Below are 20069 nucleotides of genomic sequence, written 5' to 3'. Positions count from 1 at the left end.
CATCTTACCACTCCACCCCCGTTCAGGCAAAAACGGTATACACCGGAAATACTTTTTCGCCGTCGATTAACCCAGCCGGGCCGTGCGTTTGGTAATACGTGATTGATGCAACGCCTGCCTGAATCAGTGCGTTGAGGCTTTGGCGTGTCCAGTCAGCCCCAAAGTCAGTTGATTGCCGGGGGTCGGCGGGGCTGGTTAGTCGCTCGGTGGCCGTTCCGGCTACGGTCGTGAAGCGGGGGCGCAACGTGACGGGCGAGATATGAATGGGCTTACCGCCACTCAACGCCCTGGCCGACAGGACGGTATAGGCCTGCCCGGCGATGTTTTCCATCAACGTCAGGTCATCGGACGCGTGGACTTGCGGATTGATGGAGTAGGTTACAAAATCCACTAACTCATAGTTGAAGCGGTTGCGGTTCACATCGGCAAAATACCCGTCGCTGCCGCCCCCAATTAATAATCCGGGCCACTCTGTTCGCAGGAGAGGTACAACCGTCTGTAGCAATTCAGTCGATGTAATCAACGTAGCCCCATTGAATAGCAGTGTCGAACGAACGGCTGCGTTTGTGGCTTGCAGAAAAGACTGCAACGCCTGAAATTCGTTTAGGGGGTCGTTGCCGAAAAAAAGGGCCAGTTCGAGGGGAACGGCCAGCCGTTGAGCATCGGCAAGGGCGTTGTTCAGGCGCGTTTGCCAGTCGGGGAGCCGAAAGAAAACATCGGCCCGCAACTGGGACAGGTTTAGCTTTTTCAGTAAATCGGCTTCATCACCAGTCAACAGTTTTCCGTCGGTTCGCTGGCAAGTGCCGATGAGCGGCTTATGGCCAGCAGATGCTGGTTTTTTATCGACTACCTGAAAATCGGTTTTATTAATGTTCGGTTGGGGCAGCCATTCTTCTGACAGGCTGAACGCCACACGTTGCCAAAACTCGTCACCGGCTGAAACAGCCACCGGAAACGGGCGTTCGAGCGGGGTTGAGTAGGTTTTAAACGACGCATCAGTCCAGTTGCGCTGGTCTTCCATCTCGAACACCTCCCCCGAAAAGTCGAGTTGCAGCGGAACGCCGGAAGCTGGTTTCCAGCGCAGTGTCTGGATGTTCAGAAAGGGTTGGTGCGGGCTGATGAATGTTGGAAACTGGCCGTTGGTCAAACTCCCATCTGGTTCGGTGATGGCAACAGGTTGGCCCAGAATGCCATCAATCGGATGCAGCACACATAAACCAAGCCGGTTTTTGCGAAACGAATGTAGCGCTTTGCCGTAGAAATCGACTGCAATTGTGCCACCCGAATCGCCCCGAATGATAACCTGGCCCGCCATCTGAATCCCCAAATCGTCGATCAGCCAATCGTACTGAACCGAAAACGAATCGGGGGTTTCCTCAATGGTTTCGTTGCTAACTATTAGGCTGGCCGTGAGCCAGTTAGCGTCCCGAACGGCGACGTAAATCATCCGCAGCACTTCCACCCCATTGAGGGTCAGATAGCGCAAAAAGCCGTTTTCATAGCGAACCCGCACAGGGCCAGCAGAGAGGAAATGGGGCATACGTTACATGTTTCAGGTTTCAGGTTTGAGGGTCAACGTTCCAGCCACTCCGGCGGCCCGGCTGGAACGTTGACCCTCAAACAATTATTTCGTGGCTAAACTCATAATTCGTTCTTCGGTTGCGTCCGCACGGCTTAATTCGCCCGACATGCGGCCCTCGCGAATCACTAAAATGCGGTCGGCGAGGGCAAGTAGTTCGGGTAGTTCGCTTGAAATCAACAGAATCCCCTTACCCTGAGCCGCCAATTTCCGAAGGAGCGTGTAAATGTCGGCTTTTGTGCCCACGTCGATGCCATGCGTCGGTTCATCCACAATCAGTACGTCAGGATTGGCCAGCAACCAGCGGGCCAGCATCGTTTTTTGCTGGTTTCCCCCGCTCAATTTCCTCACCACCTGATGAACCGACGGCGTTCGGATGCCCAACTGATCCCGGAATGATTCGGCGATTGCTGTCACGCGTTTGGCGTTGAACCAGAGGCCATTGGTCGGGGGTCGGGTAGCAACGATGTTCTGCGCCACTGACTGTTCCAGAAACAAGCCCTGTGTTTTTCGGTCTTCGGGCAGGTAGCCAATGCCCAGCCGCAGCGCATCGGCGGGGTGGTTAATTTGAACCGGCTGGTTGCCCACAGAAACCGTTCCGGAAGCATGTCTGTCCATACCAAAAATAGCGCTGGCAATTTCGGTTCGGCCCGCCCCCACTAAGCCCGCTAATCCCAGAATTTCGCCCCGGTGCAGGTGGAAACTAACCTCCCGAAACCCCCCACCCGATAGATTTTCGACCTGTAGCAACACTTCATTCGTAGCCGAAGATGGTTGTTTTTGGGTTGTTAAATCCCGCCCTACCATGCGGTTGATGAGCGCATCAGGCGTTGTGTCAGCCACCCGCTCCGTACCCTGATAACGGCCATCTTTCAAGACCGAAACGCGGTCGGCGAGGGCGAAAATTTCGGCTAATCGGTGCGAGATATAGACAATGGCTTTCCCCTGCGCCCGTAGTTGCCGCAACAGCGAAAACAGCACGTCGGTTTCCCGTCCCGTAAGCGACGCGGTCGGCTCATCCAGCAACAGCACATTGGGGTTCTGCGACAGGGCTTTGGCAATTTCAACCTGTTGCTTCTTCCCCGGCGACAGGGTGCCGACGGGCGTTTCGGGCCGTAAATCGGCCAGAGCCAGTTGGTTGAGCAGGGCCTGCGTGTTTCTGTAAAGCGTTCGATATTGAATCAGGCCGAAACGATTTCGGGGCTGTCGATTAGCAAAAATATTTTCGGCCACCGTTAGGCTATCGATTAGGCTAAGCTGCTGATGAACAATGGCAATGCCCAGGACAGTAGCGTGCGCGGGGCTGGACATCTGCACGGACTGACCGTTGAGCAGAACCTGACCGGCGTCCGGGCGCAGGTTACCCGTCAGGATGTTCAGCAGGGTAGTTTTGCCCGCGCCGTTTTCGCCACAGAGGGCGTGAATTTCGCCCGCGTCAACCCCAAACGATACACCATCGAGGGCTTTCACACCGGGGAATTGTTTAGTTATGTTGAGGAGTTGAAGCATAATTTTTTGACGCGAACTCTGTGTTTGAATCGTTCATAAATACACCACTTCATTTCGTTTCGCCGAATCGTAAGCCGCAAACACGAGCCGCATCGTCTCGAAATTATCAGCACCCGTTGTTTCAGCCAGACTGGGAACAAGCCGCTCTTTATCCCGAAAATCACCCCATAAATTCTGATTACAAGCCACTATGGACGAATGAACCAGCGCATAGGCGGGATCAGCCCAGGCGTAGGGCGGGGGCGTCGCTACGGTCGTGATTGTGCCCGTTGCCGTGGTGGTTTTAAGCACAAAATCGTGCGTCAACACCACCGAACCCGTTGCGCCTTCAACGCTGACGAGCGTTTGCGGAAATGCTTCCCGTTCCAGCAGCGACGCATAGGACATCTCGGCGTAGCAGGTCAGCCCGGTCTGCATTCGGAGCAGTACGTTGGCCACATCTTCGCCCCGAATGGTTGGATTGACGCGCATTGTCTGGCAGTATAGCGACTCGGCCTCGCCGAACAGAAACCGGCAAATGTCCAGGATATGCGACCCAATATCGGTCAGAATAAACTGCTCCAGGCCAGCCAGAAAGGGCTGATTCTCAAATACCGGGAAAGCCGAACAGAAGCTGACCCGCGCCTTAAAGGGCTTCCCGATTACGCCCGAATCCAGCACGGCTCTCAGGGTACGAATGGGGGTTTGCCACCGAAAATTCTCGTGGATATACAGCCGAACGCCTGCCTGCTGGCAGACGTCGAGCATCTGCCGGGCAGTCTCCAGGCTCGGCCCCATTGGTTTCTGGCAGATTACGTCCAGACCCCGCTCGGCAGCTTTCGTGGTGAAGAGCAAATGTGTATCGACATCGGTGATGATGTCCACAAAATCGAGTTCATCGGCATGGTTGTTCAATAACTCGTCGATGTCGTCATAAACATTCGGAATAGTGTATTGTTGGGCAAACGCATCGGCTTTAGCGCGGGTACGGTTGTAAAGTGCAACGAGTTCGAGTTCGCCGTTCTGAAACGGATCGAGTTCAAACCAGGCCGGTAGCTGGTAAGTTGCCCAGAATCCTGTGCCAATAACAGCAAATTTTACTTTTTGCATGATTTTGTTTGACAATTCCAAAAATGCTGTACATTTGCCCAAACTCTACTGTACTCTACTGTCCTTAGCTGGCGTCAGCCAAAAGTAGCGGCTTTTTGTTGAATGGCAAGAATTTCTGAAAAAAGTGCAGGAAATCATCACGGAACCGGCAACCGACCAACCTAAATACCAGCAACTGATTGAAACCGTATTGACCGGTATTGAGCAGGGCACGTTGGTACTGGGCCAGCAACTGCCGTCCATCAGTGAATGGGCCGGTGCGAAGGGCGTGGCAAAGGTCACTGTGGCCAAAGCCTATGAAGACTTGCGGCAACGGGGGGTCATCCGCTCACAACACGGCAAAGGATTTTACGTAGCCAGCACCAACGTGCGGACTCCGCTCAATGTGCTGGTGATTTTCGACACGCTCAACGCCTACAAAGAAACGCTCTACGACGCGCTGAAAGCCGCGTTGCCGACCGACGCGACGATGAGCATTTTCTTCCATCATTACAACCCGGCGCTTTTTGACACCCTGATTCGGAATAACCTCGGTCGCTACAATGCCTACGTGCTGATGCCGCATTTCGACAGCGACGTGTCGGCCAGTGTGGCGTTGCTGCCACCGGACAAACTGCTGCTGCTCGACCAGAATCTATCAACCCTGGAGGGCGACTATATGGCTGTTTATCAAGATTTTGAATGGGATATGTACAACGCGCTGGCGTCGGCCATCGATCGGCTCCGTCAGTATCAGCGTTTGACGTTAGTGTTGGCGAAAGACCATTTTCAGTACGTACCAGCCGCCACCCTGACGGGATTTCAGCGATTTGGACAGGCGTTTAATTTTCCCTGCGACATAGTTGATACCTATTCAGATGAGCTGGTGAAGCCGGGCGACGCGTTTCTGCTCTTTGCCGACCGCGACCTGGTTGCGTTTCTGAAACAGGTTGACCGGGCCGGGCTGAGGCTGGGGCAGGAGGTGGGCCTGCTCTCGTATGATGACACCCCGATGAAGGAAATCCTGGCGGGTGGTATCAGCGTGATTTCCACCGATTTTGCCCGAATGGGACAGACCGCCGGTGAATTGCTCACGCAACGCCGACGGGAAAAAATCGCAAATCCGGGTGGGTTAACGTTGAGAAACTCGTTGTAAGGTATGCAGGCAGGCATCAGCACATACACTTATCCCTGGGCTATTGGTGTGCCGGGCTACCCGCCAACTTATCCGATGACCGCTTTTGACCTGCTTCGGGAGGCAAAAAGGCTGGACGTGCAGGCGGTTCAGTTCGGCGATAATTTACCCTTGCATGTACTACCCCCTGCCGACTGGCAGGCGTTGCTGAATGAAGCTACGCGAAGTAATATTCAAATTCAGGTAGGAACACGTGGATTAACGTCGGAGAACCTTAAAACCTATATCAGATTAGCGTGGGAAGCCCGTTCGCCTTTTCTACGAATCGTTATTGACGATGCTGATTACCAGCCAACTATTAATGAAATCGTTGCGATAATCAGCGACAAAGTACCGACTCTGGAAACGGCAGGTGTTGTATTGGCTATCGAAAATCATGACCGATTTACGGGTCATGATTTATGGCAAATCGCCTTGCAAACCAGTTTGAGGCAAGTTGGCTTTTGCTTAGATACTACGAATTCATTCGGCGCGGGCGAAACCGTCGACAATGTATTGGCCTGTTTAGAAAATGCGTCTGTCGTGAACCTGCATGTAAAAGATTTTCTAATTCGGCGTGTTCCGCATAAGATGGGGTTTCTGATCGAAGGCTGCGAACCTGGAACCGGTAAGCTTGACCTGAAATCCTTGTTAATTGACATACTGGATTTGGCAAAAAAACCAGATAAACGAGCCTATGCCGTTACTAAACGCGACTATCCGCTGGTCCTGACGTTAGAGCAATGGCCGCCATTGTCTGGTACGCTTGAGCAGACCATCGCGTTGGAAGCCCAGTGGGCCGAAAAAGGAATTAACTGGATAAAGCAGATTATACATCAAGTACCATGACCAAAATCGCCTTAGTGGGGGCAGGTGGCAAGATGGGTTGCCGCCTGACCGATAACTTTCTGAAACACGCTGATTATGAAGTCTATTACCTCGAAGTGGCTCCGCAGGGCATCGAAAACCTCCGGCAGCGGGGCGTGTCGGTGAGTGATCAGGAACCGGCCATTGCCACTGCCGACGTAGTGATTCTGGCCCTGCCCGACGTGGCTATCGGTAAACTGTCGGAACAGCTAATTCCGCAGATGAAACCGGGCGCTCTTGTGCTCACCCTCGACCCGGCGGCTCCCTTAGACGGCGTCATTGCTCACCGGGTGGACCTGGGCTACGTGATTGCCCATCCCTGCCATCCATCGGTGTTCAACTGGGAGCCGACCGAAGCGTCATTTCGGGATTTCTACGGGGGTATCTCGGCCAAACAGTCCATCGTCGTTGCGCTGATGCACGGTAGCGAAGAGGCTTATGCCCTCGGCGAGCGGGTGGCCCAGGATATGTATGGTCCCGTGAAAGACACGCACCGCATCACGCTGGAACAAATGGCGATTCTGGAACCGGCGATGGTCGAGACGCTGGCCCAAACCTGCATGGAGGTGGTGAAAGAAGGGTTCGATAAAATTGTGACCCTTGGCGTACCCGAAGCAGCCGCCCGCGATTTTGTGCTGGGCCACCTTCGCATTCAGATTGCTGTGTTGTTCGGGGAAGTTAACGGGACGTTTTCCGATGCGGCCTATAAAATCTCCAAACGCGCCAAACCGATTCTGTTCCGCGAGGGCTGGCAGCGCATTTTCGAGATGGACGACATTAAAGAACAGGTGAAAGATATTACAGCCAGGTAAGTAGAGACGCAATACCTTGCGTCTCCGCAGCAGCAACACCATCCGGTAAGCGTCTCGTGTGTCTCAGCAAAACCATCCGGTCAGGAGACGCAAGGTATTGCGTCTCTACAACACCTTTTTCCTCATGAAAAAACTTCTCATTCTCACCGGCTTACTACTCGTGCAACTACTAACAGTAGCACAGCAACCCTTCGTCAATGGTCGGTTGAAGGTGTCCGACAACAAACGGTATCTGGTTCATCAGAATGGAACGCCGTTTTTCTGGCTGGGCGATACGGCCTGGGAACTCTTCCACCGGCTCAACCGCGAAGAAGCCGACCAATACCTCAAAAAACGGGCTGAGCAGGGATTTACGGTCGTGCAGGCGGTAGCCCTCGCGGAGTTCGACGGGCTTAAAGAACCGAATCCCTACAACGAAACACCGTTGCTGAACAATGACCCTACGACGCCCAACGAAGCGTATTTTAAGCACGTTGACTACATCGTCGATAAAGCGGCTCAGTACGGTATCGTTATTGGGTTCCTGCCAACCTGGGGCGACAAACTGAATAAAATGCAATGGGGAAAAGGACCGGAAATTTTCACCCCAGCCAACGCCAAAATCTATGGCCGCTATGTGGGAAATCGGTACAAAAACCGCGAGAACATCGTCTGGATTTTGGGGGGCGACCGCAATCCGCGCGAGGGTTCGCAGGATGTGGCTGTTTGGCGGGCAATGGCCGAGGGTATTCAGGAAGGCGTTGGCGGGGCCGATAAAGCGTTAATCACCTATCATCCACAACCTAATGGACTCGATGGGGGAGCATCAAAATGGTTTCAGGAAGACGCCTGGTTCGATTTCAACATGCACCAGAACGGGCATTGCCGCTTCACGCCCGTCTACGACCACATTGCCTTGTCGTACAATCGACAGCCCACCAAGCCCACGATGGATGCCGAACCCATTTATGAAGACCACCCGGTTTGTTTCAACGCCAAAGAACTCGGCACGTCCAATGCCTACGACGTGCGGGTGTATGCCTACTTAGACCTCTTCGCCGGGGCGCACGGGCATACCTACGGTTGTCATGACATCTGGCAGATGTATAGCACGAGCCGTCCGGCCGTCAACGGGCCACATATCTACTGGCCCGAAGCCCTCGATTTGCCCGGCGCCAACCAGATGAAACACGTCAGGAAACTGATAACCGCCCGCCCTCAACTGGCCCGCATTCCCGACCAGTCGCTGATTGTGGAGAACAGTCTCGGCCCGGCCGAGCGGATTCAGGCCACCCGTGGGCTTGATTATGCCTTTGTGTATTCGACGGTGGGAAAGCCGTTTACGGTGAATCCGGGTAAGATTTCCGGTAAGACCATCACGGCGACCTGGTTCGACCCGCGCACGGGCAAAGCCCAATCGGCGGGTACGTTCGACAACCAGAAGCCGCAGCTATTCGCGCCCCCGAAACAGGGCTACGGGCAGGACTGGGTGCTGGTGCTGGACGATGCCGCCAAAAATTACCCGGCTTTATGAAAAGGTTAACCTTCCTCTGGAGTTGTCTGGTAAGCCATCCGGCATACGCCATATCTCCAAGATATGGCGTATGCCGGATGGCTTACCAGACAATCTTCTTCGCAAACCTGACGCTGATCACGTTGCTTTGGCCTCTGCTAACCATCGCTCAGACTCCACCGCCCAACACGCGCCTGCTCACAACAAGCATTCGGACGGGCAATACCGAAGTGTTCTGGATCAATCCGGCTACCGGCGATGCGTTCAATATCACCAAAGCTCCAACTTCGGAAGAGCGATACCCGGTTTGGTCGCCGGATGGGAAACAGGTGGCGTTTACTTCCAACCGGGCCGGGGCTACGGTCGCCGGAACGTTCAATCTCTACATCGCCAACGCCGACGGCACCAACGTTCGGCAACTGACCACCCAACCGGCCGGAAATGCTGTATCGCCGGCCGTTTATTACTTTCCAAGCTGGACCGCCGACGGTCGGCAAATCTGGTTCAGTCTGGCCGACGACACAAAGGGCAAGGCTGTGGTTGGCTACGTGACGCCCGACGGTAAGACCTATAAAGAAGTTGCCAATGGCCGCGACGGAGCCATTTCGCCCGATGGCAAAACGGTTGCGTTTACGAAGCAGGCTGGCAAAGGCTATTGCCTCTTTGCGATGGATGCCGACGGCAAAAACGTTCGCCAACTGACGCAGCACGAGGATGAAATTGGCGCGGTGGCACCCACCTGGTCGGTCGATGGGAAGCAGATTCTCTATAGCGATCAGGTCGGTGAAGCACTCGAACTATTCATTTACGATATGGCCACCAAACAAAGCCGCCAACTGACCTCGCTGGGTAAAATTAGTTCATCGGGGGCCTGGTCGCCGGATGGCAAGTGGGTAACATTTCGCGTAACGGGGGATGCCTACTGGCGCAACGCCACTACCCGCGACAAAGCCTATGAAGACAAACAACCCGACAAACGCCCGGTCTGGATGATTGGCACCACGCCCGGATCAACCCCGTTCATACTCGAACCCCTCCGCTATCACTGCGCTATCGACGGAAGCCGGGCGGCCTGGCAACCTGCAAACTAATTATGCGCCAACTCCTTCAGGAACGGACTTACTCGCTGACACTGACCATTTTGCTGGTTGGTATTGGGGCAACCATCGCGTTTCCGCAGACGTTTCCGACCTTTGGCAACTGGAGTCAGTTGCTGCTGAACCTAAGCATCGACACAATTGTGGCGGTGGGCATGATGCTGTTGCTGGTAGCGGGCGTGTTCGATTTGTCGGTTGGGTCGGTGGTTGCGTTTTCGGGTGGAGTCGCGGCTTATGCCATGATGACGTTCGGCCTGCCCGTGCCGATTGCCCTCTTTCTCGCGCTGACCGCTGCCGGGTTGATTGGTGCGGTGAATGGCTATCTAATTGCCTATCAGGCTATTAATCCCATGATTCAGACCCTGGCCATGATGGGCATTGTGCGCGGGGGCGCGTTGTTGGTAAGCGGTTCGGGAATTCAGAATCTGCCCTACTGGTTTAATGCGCTGAGTCAGTCGCGGTTGCTGGGTGTGCAGATGCCGGTCTGGTATATGCTGCTGACGGTTGGCGTATTTGCTTTTCTGATGAACAAAACGGTGTTTTTCCGACGCTACTATTACATCGGTGGCAATGAACGGGCGGCTGATCTGTCGGGGATTCGGGTTCGGCGAATGAAACTTTGGGGTTTCGTGCTGACATCGCTGCTGGCAGGCCTTGCCGGTATTCTCTTAGCCTCACGACTCGGTACGGCCCTGCCAACAGCAGGCCGGGGTCTGGAACTCCGCGTGATTACGGCAGTGATTCTGGGCGGGGCCAGTTTAGCCGGTGGTCACGGTAAAATTGCCGGGGCGTTGCTGGGAGCCGTGTTTATGGGATTAGTCAGCAACATCATGGTGCTGGCCCGCGTGTCGGGCTACTGGCAGGAGATTATCCTCGGCCTGATTCTGATTGCGGCTGTCTGGACCGATAAAGCGCTGCAAAGGCGGGGTAATTTATAGTTTTTTCAAGTTTCAGGTTTACCGTTCCAAATTGCTGAAACTTGGAACGGTAAACCTGAAACTTGAAACCTCAAAATTGTAAACCCATGAGAAACCTAATCCTCCTAACCCTTCTCGGTCTAACTTCCTGTGAGTTACCCCCGCGTCAGGCAACGACCGCAACTGCACTTAATACGATCGCTGACTCGACAACATCGGGTACCGAAGAGGAATATGTCATGATTACTACCGCCGTAACGATGCCGATGTATGTGAATCACGATCAGGCAACCTTCCGGCGGTGGGGCCGTGAGCGTGGGGTGAAAGTGTCGGTTCTTGGCCCCGCCGAATGGGACGTGCCGACCCAAATCAACGTCATCGAAGAAGTCATTGGCACCCGGCCATCAGGTTTACTCATCAACGGTACTGACCCCGCCATTGGCCCCGTGATCGACAAAGCCGTGGCGGCTGGTATTCCAACTGTTGTGTATGATTCCGACATACCGAATTCAAAACGCCACGCTTTTCTGGGCACCGACTGGTACGAAATCGGGCAGATGCAGGGCCGCGAAATGGTGCGGCTGCTGGGCGGGCGGGGTAAGATTGCCTACATGGGTATTCTGGGCCTGACTAATATGGAAGCGGGTTTTCGGGGGCTGCTGGATGTTGTGAAAAACTACCCCGGCATGGAGGTTGTCGGAAAATTTGATGATAAAGCCAATGTGGAAGAAGCCGCCCGCATCACCTCCGACCTGCTGGCCGCCCACCCCGATTTAGCCGGCCTCTGCGGATTCGACTCCAATTCGGGGCCGGGCATGGGGCTGGCCGTGAAAGAAGCGGGGCGGGCAGGCAAGGTGAAAATCACAACGGTCGATTGGGAGCCGGAGCACCTTCAGCTTGTGCGGGAGGGAGTTATTCAGATGCTGGCGGGCCAGAAACGCGAACTCTTCACCTGGTATGGCGCTCAGTTTCTATACGACATGGCACACCAGACCAACCGGCTCTCGGCTCGTGATGCAACGGCGGGCATTACCAACGTACCGACAGCGGTGAACACCGGCCTGCTTCGCATCACGAGCCAAAACGTAGAGGAATTTGTGAAGCAACCCCGGTAATCACAACAGTTTTGCCCCAACAACCTGTCCGTTATCCGTGCGCTGAACGTATACGAGCACCGTCGTTTGGTCGGCGGCAAGGTCAGTTGGCAAGTCAAGGGCGACGCGGCCCGATGTTCCGGTCTCGTCAACGGTTTCAAACTGACGGACGATGTTTGTGTTCAGCAAGGTTCGGCCCCCGTTTTCGCCGTTTTTCACGGCGGTGCGGGCTTCTTTCTGCACTAAGGCTACGTTCACCCGGTATGGCCCGGCGGCTGATAGTTCGTAGTTGACCGTTACTTGTCTGGATGAGTGGGTAATGCGGCCATCGACGCCCACAAAGGCCGATGCTGGTTGTTTCTGAATCGCCTGAATGACCTGCTCAATGCGCCCACGCTGCCCGCCGACAACGTCCTGCCGCCCGTTGATAACGAGTTGGGGCGTGTAGGTCTGACTTTTTAAGCTATGGCTGTACTGCCGCTGGCGGTCGGTGTATTGTTTGGCGCTGAACGGGTCCTGCCAGCCCAGCCGGTTCCAGTAGTCAACGTGGAACGACAGGCCATACACCGCCTGGCCCGAGCGGGCGGCTTGCCGGGTGATGTCCTGCAGGGCGTTGTCGGCGGGTGGGCAACTGGAGCAGCCCTGCGAGGTAAACAACTCCAGCACAACAACGGGCTGCGGAGCCGGGGCTGCTGCGGGTTTGTCTGGACGGGTTGGGAGAGTTAAACCGGCTGCTCCCAAAATAGCCGCGATAAACAGAATCGATTTCATGGTTGTGTTTGTTGATGATTGCATGATTGACAGCCCGCAAACGGTCCGTTTTTACGTTACAAACGGCGCTAACCGGGAATTTCTCAAGTGTCAGATAGCCGACGAAAGGAGATGAATTCAGTTGGGTGTAAGTAGACGGGTTAGGTTCACTCCACCCAAATCACAGGCCTACGTAATAGTCATAGCCACGCTCGGCCCAGAAGTCGCGCGGGCGTGTATCCGAGAAGAAAATCCGGCCAATGCGTTTTAGGTTTTTAACGCCGTATTTTACCGGGATAATCAGCCGGACCGGCGCACCGTGCTGGTTGCTAATGGGTTGCCCGTTCAGTTCGTAGGCCAGCAGCGTTTGCGGGTGCATCGCGCTCTCCATGTCGATGCCCACATAATAGCCTTTGTCGGGCGTTTCCATACCGACGTACTTCACTAAATCGTCCGTATTGTCAGGGTTGGGCGCGTTGCCGCTTTTAGCCAATCCAGGCCGGGTGCCGAGTTTATAATGCTCCAGAAAGTCAGAAAATCGCGCTCCACCCCAGTGCTGAATCTGGCTCCAGCCTTCCACGCATTTAAAATCGTAGATTAACTCGTGCTTAGGTAAGGCTCTGATGTCGTCCATCGTGAGTTGCAACGGTTCGCTGCCACTGTTACGGTCCACCTGAAGTTTCCAGTCGTCGGGCAGGGGTGTGTGCAGCCCGTCGAACCCGTTCACTCTGGCGTTTTTCACGGCCGCTTCGACCGGAAAAGTTTTCACTAAGTTGGCATTGCTGAAATACGTTTGGGCAATGGCTTCGTTGGCATTGAGCACCTGACGCAAGGGTTTTTTGGCCCCCAGCAGGTTGGGGCTGGATTTTATCCAGGAGTAGACGCCCACCGGCACGGCTGATGCCAGCGCAAACCAGCCAAAGGATTTGAGCATCTGCCGGCGCACTGCCGATTCAGGAACTTCGCTTTCGGGTAAGTTCGGTTCGTTAGTTGAGGAATTCGTTGAGTTCATGACAGCATGGGGGTTGGAGCAGGCGCGGGTCGGTCGGCTGGGTCAGTGTCGGGTAGTTCAGGGATTGGGTCGGTGACGACCGGGCGGTCAGGGCCGGGTGCGCTGGGTTTCAGGACCTCGATGCCCGTAATCATTGACTGAAAATTGTGCCACCCGGCCAGAACGACCTGAACGATATGAATCACGAAGAAGAGAACGTAGCCGATGGTGAGCGCGAAATGAAGGAGCCGGGCCGTTTCGTAGCCGCCGGTCAGCCTGGTCAGCCAGTAAAACTGGGTCGGTTTGTAAATGGCATAACCCGTTAGCACTGAGCCAGCGCCCATAAGCATAATCGAGAAATAAGCAATCTTTTGGGCGCCATTGTACTTAATAAAAGGCGGCTGGGTTTTGCGAAGCTTCAAGTCGTAGAGCGTTACCTGAATGGCTTCGCGGAACGAGTTCCGGTCGGGCACCAAATGCCGCCATTCGCCCGATATAAACGTGTAGGCCACGTAGAGCAGCCCGTTGAGCAGAAACACCCACATAAACACAAAATGCCAGGCCATGCCCTCGGCCAGCCGACGCGACCAGCCCAGCGCTTTGTAGAAGCCATCGGGAAAGAACGAGATAAGCGTCCAGTCGCCAATGGTGATTTTGTAGGGGTCGTAGGCCCAGTAAATGAGCATCCCGCTCCAGATCATGACGAACAGAATGGGGAAGTTGACCCAGTGAAACCAGCGAATGGCCAGCGGGTGTTTATGAACAATGCGTTTCATCAGGCCTGTAAGGTTATGGCGGGAAATATACGCCCAATCTTGCGGAAAAGCTTGAACGTGATACATTTGTTACAATTTCATAATCAGTTGGTTGCCGACTTTCGCTGGTGCCGAATGAATAGCCGGCAGGTATCCGGCAAACACCAAAGAAGTTTGGCTTTCTATACGTCATGGTTTGTAAATGGGTCCTGTTTCTACTGATGGTGAGCGGGTTAGCGGCCATCGCTCAGCCCGTGGCGCAGCCCGCCCCTGACCAGCTTATCGAGCTTGGACCGAAGGCGTTTGTTCTGGATGACCCAAGCCGTCAACTAACCTTTGCTCAGGTAGCCGCCCGTTCGGACTCCGCTTTTCGGCCCAGCCAGCAGCAAAAACTTAATTTCGGTCAGACCAACTCGCGCATCTGGCTAAAATTCCATATCGACAATACCCTGCCCGAATCGCTGTTTCTGCTGTTTATGACGCAGGATGTCGACTACGTCGACCTGTATGTTGTCAGCGAAATCGGGTCCATCACCCAGCATCATTCGGGGGTTCTGCGCCCGTTCGACAGCCGCTATTTTCTAACCAACACGGTGGTGTTACCCCTCGGTCGGCGGCCCCGCACGGTATTTTTAGCCCTTCGCGACGATAATATCCTTCACTTTTCGGTTCTGCTTGCGCCCGTCCGCCCCGTTGTCAGTCACCTTCAGAAAGAATCGCTCTTTAATGGGGCTATTATGGGGCTGATGATAGTGATGGTGCTGATCAACCTGTTTGTTTACGGGCTGGTTCAGGACCGGGTTTATCTGCTCTATGCGGCCTACATAACCCTGTCATGTCTGACGTTTATGTCGTTTGAGGGGTTGCTGTATGACCTGCTCTGGCGATCTGTTCCGGCGCTCAACAACGGGCGGCTATACCTGCTCATTACGGCCATGACGTTTGGCGCAGCGATCTGGTTTTCGATGAATTTTCTGCGTACCCGCGAGTTTTTGCCTTTTTTTTACCGCTATTTTATTGGTTTGCTGAGTTTGGTTGCCCTAACCACGCTGCTGCGCCTGCTCGATGTGCCGGGCCTGGAGCGGGTTTTTTACGGCCTGACCTTGTTGGGCTTTTTATCACTTCTGGTTCTGGGTATCCGCACCTACCGGCAGGGCTACCGACCCGCCCGGTATTACCTGCTTGCCTGGAGTTTTTACATTGCAGGCGCCATGACAACCGTGCTGGGACTGCTCGATGTGCTAACCTTTACCCACGTTTGGGTCGTGTATGGCTATCAGCTTGGAGCCGCCTGCGAGGCTACCCTGCTCACGCTGGCCTTAGCCGACCGGCTGCAAACCTATCAGGCTGAGTACCAGGCGGCCCAACAGTTGGCTCTGCAACGCGCCGGAGAGAATGAGCAGCTACTGGCAAGAAATAATAAGCTACTGGAGGAAAAACTTCAGGATGAACACCGCCAGGAACCCCTGCCCAATGAGATGCGAAGCCTGCTTCGCAAAATGAAAGATGACCGGGACCGGATTCGTAAAATTGCGATTCCTACCCTCGACGGGATGCTGCTTTTCCCGATGGGCGATATCACCTGGCTCGAAGCCGCCGGCAGCTACACAACCATCCATTTCTCCAACCAGAAAACGGTACTTGCCTCGCGGGGGCTGGCCGAGTTCGACCACCTCTGCGCTGAGGGAGAACCCTTCTTTCGCACGCACAAATCGCACATCGTCAATCTCAACCATGTGGTCAAATACCTGCGTGGCGAAGGCGGTCAGGTTGTTCTTCAGGATGGCTGCACGGTTGATGTTTCCCGGCGCTCGAAACCCGACCTCATGAAACGGTTAGTGGGAGAGGAGTAAAAAACGCCGTTGCTCAACTCAACCCTCCCGTTGCTCAACCGGGGGTAGGTTTTCGTATGTACCACCGGCAGTTTTGGTAAAGACTTCCTGCTACAGAATTTCAGGCGGACCTGGAGTGAATAATTGCCCCTCTATCCACACCGTTCAACCAGCCATCCTTATGAGTCTACGTCTTCTTATCGTTGCTGGATTACTGGCACATGGCTGCGCTGCCTACTGCCAGACTCAATCAGCCAGCTTTTTTCTTCGACGCTACGTAGCTAATGTGCGTCAGGAAGGGAAGGTTGCCCAAACGGGTGTGCTGTTCGATCTGACCGATTCAACGATTCTGCTGGCCCCGATCAGAGACCTGAAGCCCACACTGATGGCCTTGCTGAATCAGCACAGCGGAACCTTGCCCCCAAGTGACTCACTTGCCCTGGTTTTACCCCTGCGAACGTATCGCTATTCGCAGATAAGCCGGCTGACGCTGCACCGGCGGGGTCATGGAGGCAAAGGGTTCCTGATTGGCGCGGGTTTGGGCATCATTCTGGTATTGAGTGCTGGAGGTGGAGAGACTGGTGGCTATACGACCCCCGCTCAGAACGCCCTCGCCGGGGTTGTTCTATTGGGCATCCCCGGTTTGCTGGTTGGGGCGGCCATGACTAAGAGCGTCAACGCCAAAGAGCAGTCGCTGGCGGCCAACGTTCAGCGCCGGTTTCAAAAATTTACGATTGTTGAGCAGGTCAGGCGGCACGACCTGTATAGGCCCTGAAATAAATCGCATCCTGAAGACCATGAAAAAACTCCTCTCCGTCCTGTTTCTTGTGCTGGCGTTAGGCTGCACCAACTCCTATTACCACGTCGCTTCGGTGCAATCAGAGCAGGTATCCTTCAGTGGAAAGGACCTCGTTTTTGAAAATGAACACCTGAAGGTTGTGTATAATTTTTGGGAACAGGGCGGTCGGATGCGGTTTCTGCTCTTCAATAAAACTGACCAGCCGCTCTACATCGACTGGTCGAAGAGTTTTTTGATGCGTAACGACGCCAAAATAGCGTATAGTCAGCTTCCGGCACTTCCCAAAAGAACTGCAATCGATACCGTTCGCTATATGTACCAAAACACGTTAGTTGAGCCATATCGGGCAACGGCACGAGCTAACCCATTGACTGAACTTGCTCCGCAGACGTTCGCGGCCATTGCCGACTTTCCGATTCAGCAGCCCGTTGAGCACAAGAAAACGAAGGAGAAACTTTTCACGTATACCAAAGAAAATTCGCCCCTGCGGTTTGGTCAGCAGTTGGCCTACTCGCTCACTAAAACGCGGTCTGACGCGCATCAGATAGACCACTCATTTTGGGTAAATAAGGTCGAAGTTGTCCGCACCGATGAACTAATCAGACGCTACGGGTCGCGGCAAAAAGGTCGACCCAACGCGCTGTATACCGTTGAAACGCGCCCGGCGACCCTTAGAACCGTTGCTGTTACATTTGGCATTATCAGCGTCGGCTCCTATATTTTCGTGAAGACGCTATTCAGCGATGGCCTTGGTTTTGCGGTGTGCTGTTAATCAGGCGTTGAGAGCAAATCGTGCCGATAGTACCAAATGTTCGAGTTTATGCGTATCCATACCCTATTCCTGTTTATCCTGTTGCCTTTTGCCGGCCAGGCTCAACTGACGCAAACCCTGCGGGGCCGGGTTGTCGATAAAGAATCCAAATACCCACTTGTAGGCGCAACCGTTCAGGTAACCGATGTTGCGCTCGGTAGTTTGACCGATAGCGCAGGCGTGTATCGAATTCCCAGCGTACCCGTGGGCCGAAGAACGGTTCGTATTACGCTGGTGGGGTATAAAGAAGTGCTGCTCAACAACATCATTGTCGATGCCGGGCGCGAGTCCATTCTGGATATTGACCTGGAAGAAAGCATTCAGCAACTGGCCGCCGTCACGGTGAAAGCCCAGCGCACGGGCGAGGCCCGCAACGATATGGCAGTCGTATCGGCGCGGCAGTTTTCGGTCGATGAAACCGACCGCTACGCTGGAAGCCGGGGCGAACCGGCCCGCATGGCCTCCAACTTCGCCGGGGTACAGGGGGCCGACGATTCACGCAACGACATCGTTATCCGGGGTAATTCGCCACAGGGTGTGCTGTGGCGGCTGGAGGGCGTCAGCATTCCGAACCCAAACCACTTTGCCATTGCCGGCACGTCGGGCGGGCCGGTGAGTATCATCAATAACCGGTATCTGGCTAATTCTGACTTCTTTACGGGGGCTTTCCCCGCCGAGTTTGGCAATACCGTGGCGGGCGTGTTCGACCTCAAACTCCGCAACGGAAACAACGAACGTCACGAGCGAACCATCCAGTTTGGGTTTCTGGGAACCGAAGCGATGGTGGAGGGGCCACTGTCGCGCAAGTCCGGCGAATCCACCGCACCGGCGGACCGGCCGGGTGCGTCGTACATGGTTTCGTATCGCTACGCCAATCTGGGGCTGTTCAGTAAACTTGGCTTAGACATTGGTACCCAGGCGGTTCCGTCGTATCAGGATGGCTTTTTGCGGCTGAATTTTCCGTTGAAAAAATCGGGCAGTTCCATCTCAATATGGGCATTGGGCGGCACCAGTACGGTGGATATTCTCATCAGTCAGCAGAAAGCCGACGACCGCAATATTTTTGGACAGAACGACCGCGATCAGTATTATACCTCGCGCATGGGCGTGGCGGGCCTGACCTACACCCGGCCGGTCAACAAACAAACGTTCTGGAAAACGACGCTGTCTGTGTCGGGAAATGGGCAGACGGCTACCGATAATTACCTGTTTCTGCGAAAAGATGTGGCTGGCAATCCGCTCGTACAGAACAGCCGGTTTGTGGTCGACTCGCTCCGGCCGAGTCTGGACTTCCAGTTTAACGAAGTCCGGTACACACTTTCTTCGGTTGTGAACCACAAAACCGGGCCGCGTTCTACGCTTAAAATTGGGGTTAATGCCGATGCCATTCACTTCACCGCCTTCGATAGCGTGCGGACGTTTGAACCGCCTGCATCCACGCAGTTTACTCCCTGGCGAAGCCGCTGGAATAGCAACGAAGTGTTTGCCCTGTTGCAGCCCTATGTTAGTTACCGTACCCGCCTGACCACCAACTTAACGCTGACAGCGGGCCTGAATGCCCTCTTTCTGACGCTGAACCGGAATAGTAGTTCGCCGATTGAACCCCGGCTTGGTTTGAGTTATGACCTGCCTAACCGACAGAAGTTAAGCGTAGCCGTTGGTCTGCACAGTCAGATGCAACCCACCTATACGTACTTCTATCAAACCCCCAACCTCACCTCATCTATGTTCCCCAGCCCGTTGGTGAAAAATAACCGCACGGTGGGCCTGACTAAAAGCTGGCATTATGTGGCGGGTTATAACCGATTGCTGGGCAGGAACCTGCGGCTGTTGCTCGAAACGTATTACCAGCAGTTGTTCAACGTGCCGGTGGAGCAATTGCAGTCGTCGTTTTCGATGCTGAATACCGGTGCGGCTTTTAGTCGAATCTTTCCCGGTCCGCTGGCCAATACGGGTGTGGGCCGCAATTATGGAATTGAGCTGACGCTCGAAAAGTTTTTCAGCGATACGTATTATTTTCTGGTCACCGGCTCGCTGTTCGATGCCCGCTACAAAGGCTCCGATGGGGTCTGGCGCAACACCGATTTCAACGGACGGTATGCCTTCAATGCGTTGTTTGCCAAAGAGATACCCTTTCGGCGGTCAAGTTTGAGTTTGGGAGCGAAGTTTACCGCAACGGGCGGGCGCTGGTATGGGCCGGTAGATGAAGCGGCTTCCCGCCGGAATCTGGAAATCATTTACGCCAGCGCCACCCGTAACTCAATTCAGTTTGCGCCCTATCGCCGGTTCGACGTGAAGATCGACTACAAAATCAACCGCCCGAAACTCACGCATACCATTGCCCTTGATCTGGTGAATGTGCTGGGCATCAAAAACCTGTTGTCGCTCAGCTATGCGCCCCAACCCGACGGTACCTTCGTGAAGCAGGAGTACCAACTGGGTTTTCTGCCGGTGTTTTATTACCGGGTAAATTTTTGAAAACAGAATTAACTTTTCTGCGACATCCAGTTTAAATAACCCCG

The 20069-nt window shown here is 54.4% G+C and carries 17 protein-coding genes; 11 read left to right on the top strand and 6 right to left on the bottom strand.

Annotated elements, in window-relative coordinates; translation table 11 throughout:
- Positions 1 to 22 precede the first annotated feature (22 nt).
- The 3 genes from ACYVI1_RS29455 to ACYVI1_RS29445 all read right to left on the bottom strand — a co-directional run bounded on the left by ACYVI1_RS29455 (position 23) and on the right by ACYVI1_RS29445 (position 4177).
- The gene (locus tag ACYVI1_RS29455; RefSeq protein ID WP_460915042.1) at positions 23 to 1540 is read right to left on the bottom strand and encodes a hypothetical protein; all 1518 of its coding nucleotides are present in this window, start codon (positions 1538 to 1540) and stop codon (positions 23 to 25) included.
- Positions 1541 to 1624: 84 nt separating this feature from the next.
- The gene (locus ACYVI1_RS29450; protein ID WP_460915040.1) at positions 1625 to 3088 is read right to left on the bottom strand and encodes a sugar ABC transporter ATP-binding protein; all 1464 of its coding nucleotides are present in this window, start codon (positions 3086 to 3088) and stop codon (positions 1625 to 1627) included.
- Positions 3089 to 3121: 33 nt separating this feature from the next.
- A complete protein-coding gene (locus ACYVI1_RS29445) occupies positions 3122 to 4177 on the bottom strand; it encodes a Gfo/Idh/MocA family protein (protein WP_460915037.1) in 1056 nt (351 codons plus the stop codon).
- Positions 4178 to 4301: 124 nt separating this feature from the next.
- Here ACYVI1_RS29445 and ACYVI1_RS29440 point away from each other — a divergent pair, with 124 nt between their 5' ends.
- From ACYVI1_RS29440 to ACYVI1_RS29410, 7 genes are all read left to right on the top strand, one after another.
- Positions 4302 to 5312 carry a GntR family transcriptional regulator gene (locus tag ACYVI1_RS29440; protein WP_460915035.1) on the top strand — a complete coding sequence of 337 codons (1011 nt, stop codon included), beginning with the start codon at positions 4302 to 4304 and terminating at the stop codon, positions 5310 to 5312.
- A gap of 3 nt (positions 5313 to 5315) precedes the next feature.
- The gene (locus ACYVI1_RS29435) at positions 5316 to 6179 is read left to right on the top strand and encodes a sugar phosphate isomerase/epimerase family protein (protein ID WP_460915033.1); all 864 of its coding nucleotides are present in this window, start codon (positions 5316 to 5318) and stop codon (positions 6177 to 6179) included.
- Positions 6176 to 7009: a phosphogluconate dehydrogenase C-terminal domain-containing protein gene (locus ACYVI1_RS29430; RefSeq protein ID WP_460915031.1), complete on the top strand. Its 834-nt coding sequence runs from the start codon at positions 6176 to 6178 to the stop codon at positions 7007 to 7009. The genes ACYVI1_RS29435 and ACYVI1_RS29430 overlap by 4 nt, the downstream gene beginning before the upstream one ends.
- A gap of 124 nt (positions 7010 to 7133) precedes the next feature.
- A complete protein-coding gene (locus ACYVI1_RS29425; RefSeq protein WP_460915029.1) occupies positions 7134 to 8522 on the top strand; it encodes a glycoside hydrolase family 140 protein in 1389 nt (462 codons plus the stop codon).
- Positions 8519 to 9592 (top strand): TolB family protein, encoded by a 1074-nt coding sequence (locus ACYVI1_RS29420; RefSeq protein WP_460915027.1) that lies wholly within the window; start codon positions 8519 to 8521, stop codon positions 9590 to 9592. Before ACYVI1_RS29425 ends, ACYVI1_RS29420 begins: the two co-directional genes overlap by 4 nt.
- 2 nt (positions 9593 to 9594) lie before the next feature.
- Positions 9595 to 10536 carry an ABC transporter permease gene (locus tag ACYVI1_RS29415; protein WP_460915025.1) on the top strand — a complete coding sequence of 314 codons (942 nt, stop codon included), beginning with the start codon at positions 9595 to 9597 and terminating at the stop codon, positions 10534 to 10536.
- An 86-nt stretch (positions 10537 to 10622) separates the two neighbouring features.
- Positions 10623 to 11630, top strand: coding sequence for a substrate-binding domain-containing protein (locus ACYVI1_RS29410; protein ID WP_460915023.1), 1008 nt, complete (start codon positions 10623 to 10625; stop codon positions 11628 to 11630).
- Here the strand turns inward: ACYVI1_RS29410 and ACYVI1_RS29405 are convergent, their stop codons facing one another.
- The 3 genes from ACYVI1_RS29405 to ACYVI1_RS29395 form a co-directional block, all read right to left on the bottom strand.
- Complete coding sequence (locus tag ACYVI1_RS29405; protein WP_460915021.1) at positions 11631 to 12404, bottom strand: DUF1223 domain-containing protein; 774 nt, start codon at positions 12402 to 12404, stop codon at positions 11631 to 11633.
- 136 nt (positions 12405 to 12540) lie between these two features.
- Entirely contained in the window at positions 12541 to 13371 is an 831-nt protein-coding gene (locus ACYVI1_RS29400; RefSeq protein WP_460915019.1) for a molybdopterin-dependent oxidoreductase, read from the bottom strand.
- Complete coding sequence (locus tag ACYVI1_RS29395) at positions 13368 to 14126, bottom strand: cytochrome b/b6 domain-containing protein (RefSeq protein ID WP_460915017.1); 759 nt, start codon at positions 14124 to 14126, stop codon at positions 13368 to 13370. The genes ACYVI1_RS29400 and ACYVI1_RS29395 overlap by 4 nt, the downstream gene beginning before the upstream one ends.
- Positions 14127 to 14296: 170 nt before the next feature.
- Between ACYVI1_RS29395 and ACYVI1_RS29390 the strand changes: the two genes are divergently transcribed.
- From ACYVI1_RS29390 to ACYVI1_RS29375, 4 genes are all read left to right on the top strand, one after another.
- Entirely contained in the window at positions 14297 to 15958 is a 1662-nt protein-coding gene (locus tag ACYVI1_RS29390) for a 7TM diverse intracellular signaling domain-containing protein (protein ID WP_460915015.1), read from the top strand.
- Positions 15959 to 16118: 160 nt separating this feature from the next.
- A complete protein-coding gene (locus ACYVI1_RS29385; protein WP_460915013.1) occupies positions 16119 to 16712 on the top strand; it encodes a hypothetical protein in 594 nt (197 codons plus the stop codon).
- Positions 16713 to 16734: 22 nt separating this feature from the next.
- Positions 16735 to 17508: a hypothetical protein gene (locus ACYVI1_RS29380; RefSeq protein ID WP_460915011.1), complete on the top strand. Its 774-nt coding sequence runs from the start codon at positions 16735 to 16737 to the stop codon at positions 17506 to 17508.
- 48 nt (positions 17509 to 17556) lie between these two features.
- The gene (locus ACYVI1_RS29375; RefSeq protein WP_460915008.1) at positions 17557 to 20025 is read left to right on the top strand and encodes a TonB-dependent receptor; all 2469 of its coding nucleotides are present in this window, start codon (positions 17557 to 17559) and stop codon (positions 20023 to 20025) included.
- The last annotated feature ends 44 nt before the right edge of the window (positions 20026 to 20069 follow it).

The sequence above is a fragment of the Spirosoma areae genome (assembly GCF_054781775.1).
Note: the sequence above shows the minus strand (reverse complement) of the source record. Positions and strands in the feature narration are given on the sequence as shown.

Coding starts and splice junctions, on each gene's coding strand:
- ACYVI1_RS29455 (WP_460915042.1), bottom strand. CDS start 1,540: ATGCCCCATTTCCTCTCTGCTGGCCCTGTGCGGGTTCGCTATGAAAAC.
- ACYVI1_RS29450 (WP_460915040.1), bottom strand. CDS start 3,088: ATGCTTCAACTCCTCAACATAACTAAACAATTCCCCGGTGTGAAAGCC.
- ACYVI1_RS29445 (WP_460915037.1), bottom strand. CDS start 4,177: ATGCAAAAAGTAAAATTTGCTGTTATTGGCACAGGATTCTGGGCAACT.
- ACYVI1_RS29435 (WP_460915033.1), top strand. CDS start 5,316: ATGCAGGCAGGCATCAGCACATACACTTATCCCTGGGCTATTGGTGTG.
- ACYVI1_RS29430 (WP_460915031.1), top strand. CDS start 6,176: ATGACCAAAATCGCCTTAGTGGGGGCAGGTGGCAAGATGGGTTGCCGC.
- ACYVI1_RS29425 (WP_460915029.1), top strand. CDS start 7,134: ATGAAAAAACTTCTCATTCTCACCGGCTTACTACTCGTGCAACTACTA.
- ACYVI1_RS29420 (WP_460915027.1), top strand. CDS start 8,519: ATGAAAAGGTTAACCTTCCTCTGGAGTTGTCTGGTAAGCCATCCGGCA.
- ACYVI1_RS29415 (WP_460915025.1), top strand. CDS start 9,595: ATGCGCCAACTCCTTCAGGAACGGACTTACTCGCTGACACTGACCATT.
- ACYVI1_RS29410 (WP_460915023.1), top strand. CDS start 10,623: ATGAGAAACCTAATCCTCCTAACCCTTCTCGGTCTAACTTCCTGTGAG.
- ACYVI1_RS29405 (WP_460915021.1), bottom strand. CDS start 12,404: ATGCAATCATCAACAAACACAACCATGAAATCGATTCTGTTTATCGCG.
- ACYVI1_RS29400 (WP_460915019.1), bottom strand. CDS start 13,371: ATGAACTCAACGAATTCCTCAACTAACGAACCGAACTTACCCGAAAGC.
- ACYVI1_RS29395 (WP_460915017.1), bottom strand. CDS start 14,126: ATGAAACGCATTGTTCATAAACACCCGCTGGCCATTCGCTGGTTTCAC.
- ACYVI1_RS29390 (WP_460915015.1), top strand. CDS start 14,297: ATGGTTTGTAAATGGGTCCTGTTTCTACTGATGGTGAGCGGGTTAGCG.
- ACYVI1_RS29385 (WP_460915013.1), top strand. CDS start 16,119: ATGAGTCTACGTCTTCTTATCGTTGCTGGATTACTGGCACATGGCTGC.
- ACYVI1_RS29380 (WP_460915011.1), top strand. CDS start 16,735: ATGAAAAAACTCCTCTCCGTCCTGTTTCTTGTGCTGGCGTTAGGCTGC.
- ACYVI1_RS29375 (WP_460915008.1), top strand. CDS start 17,557: ATGCGTATCCATACCCTATTCCTGTTTATCCTGTTGCCTTTTGCCGGC.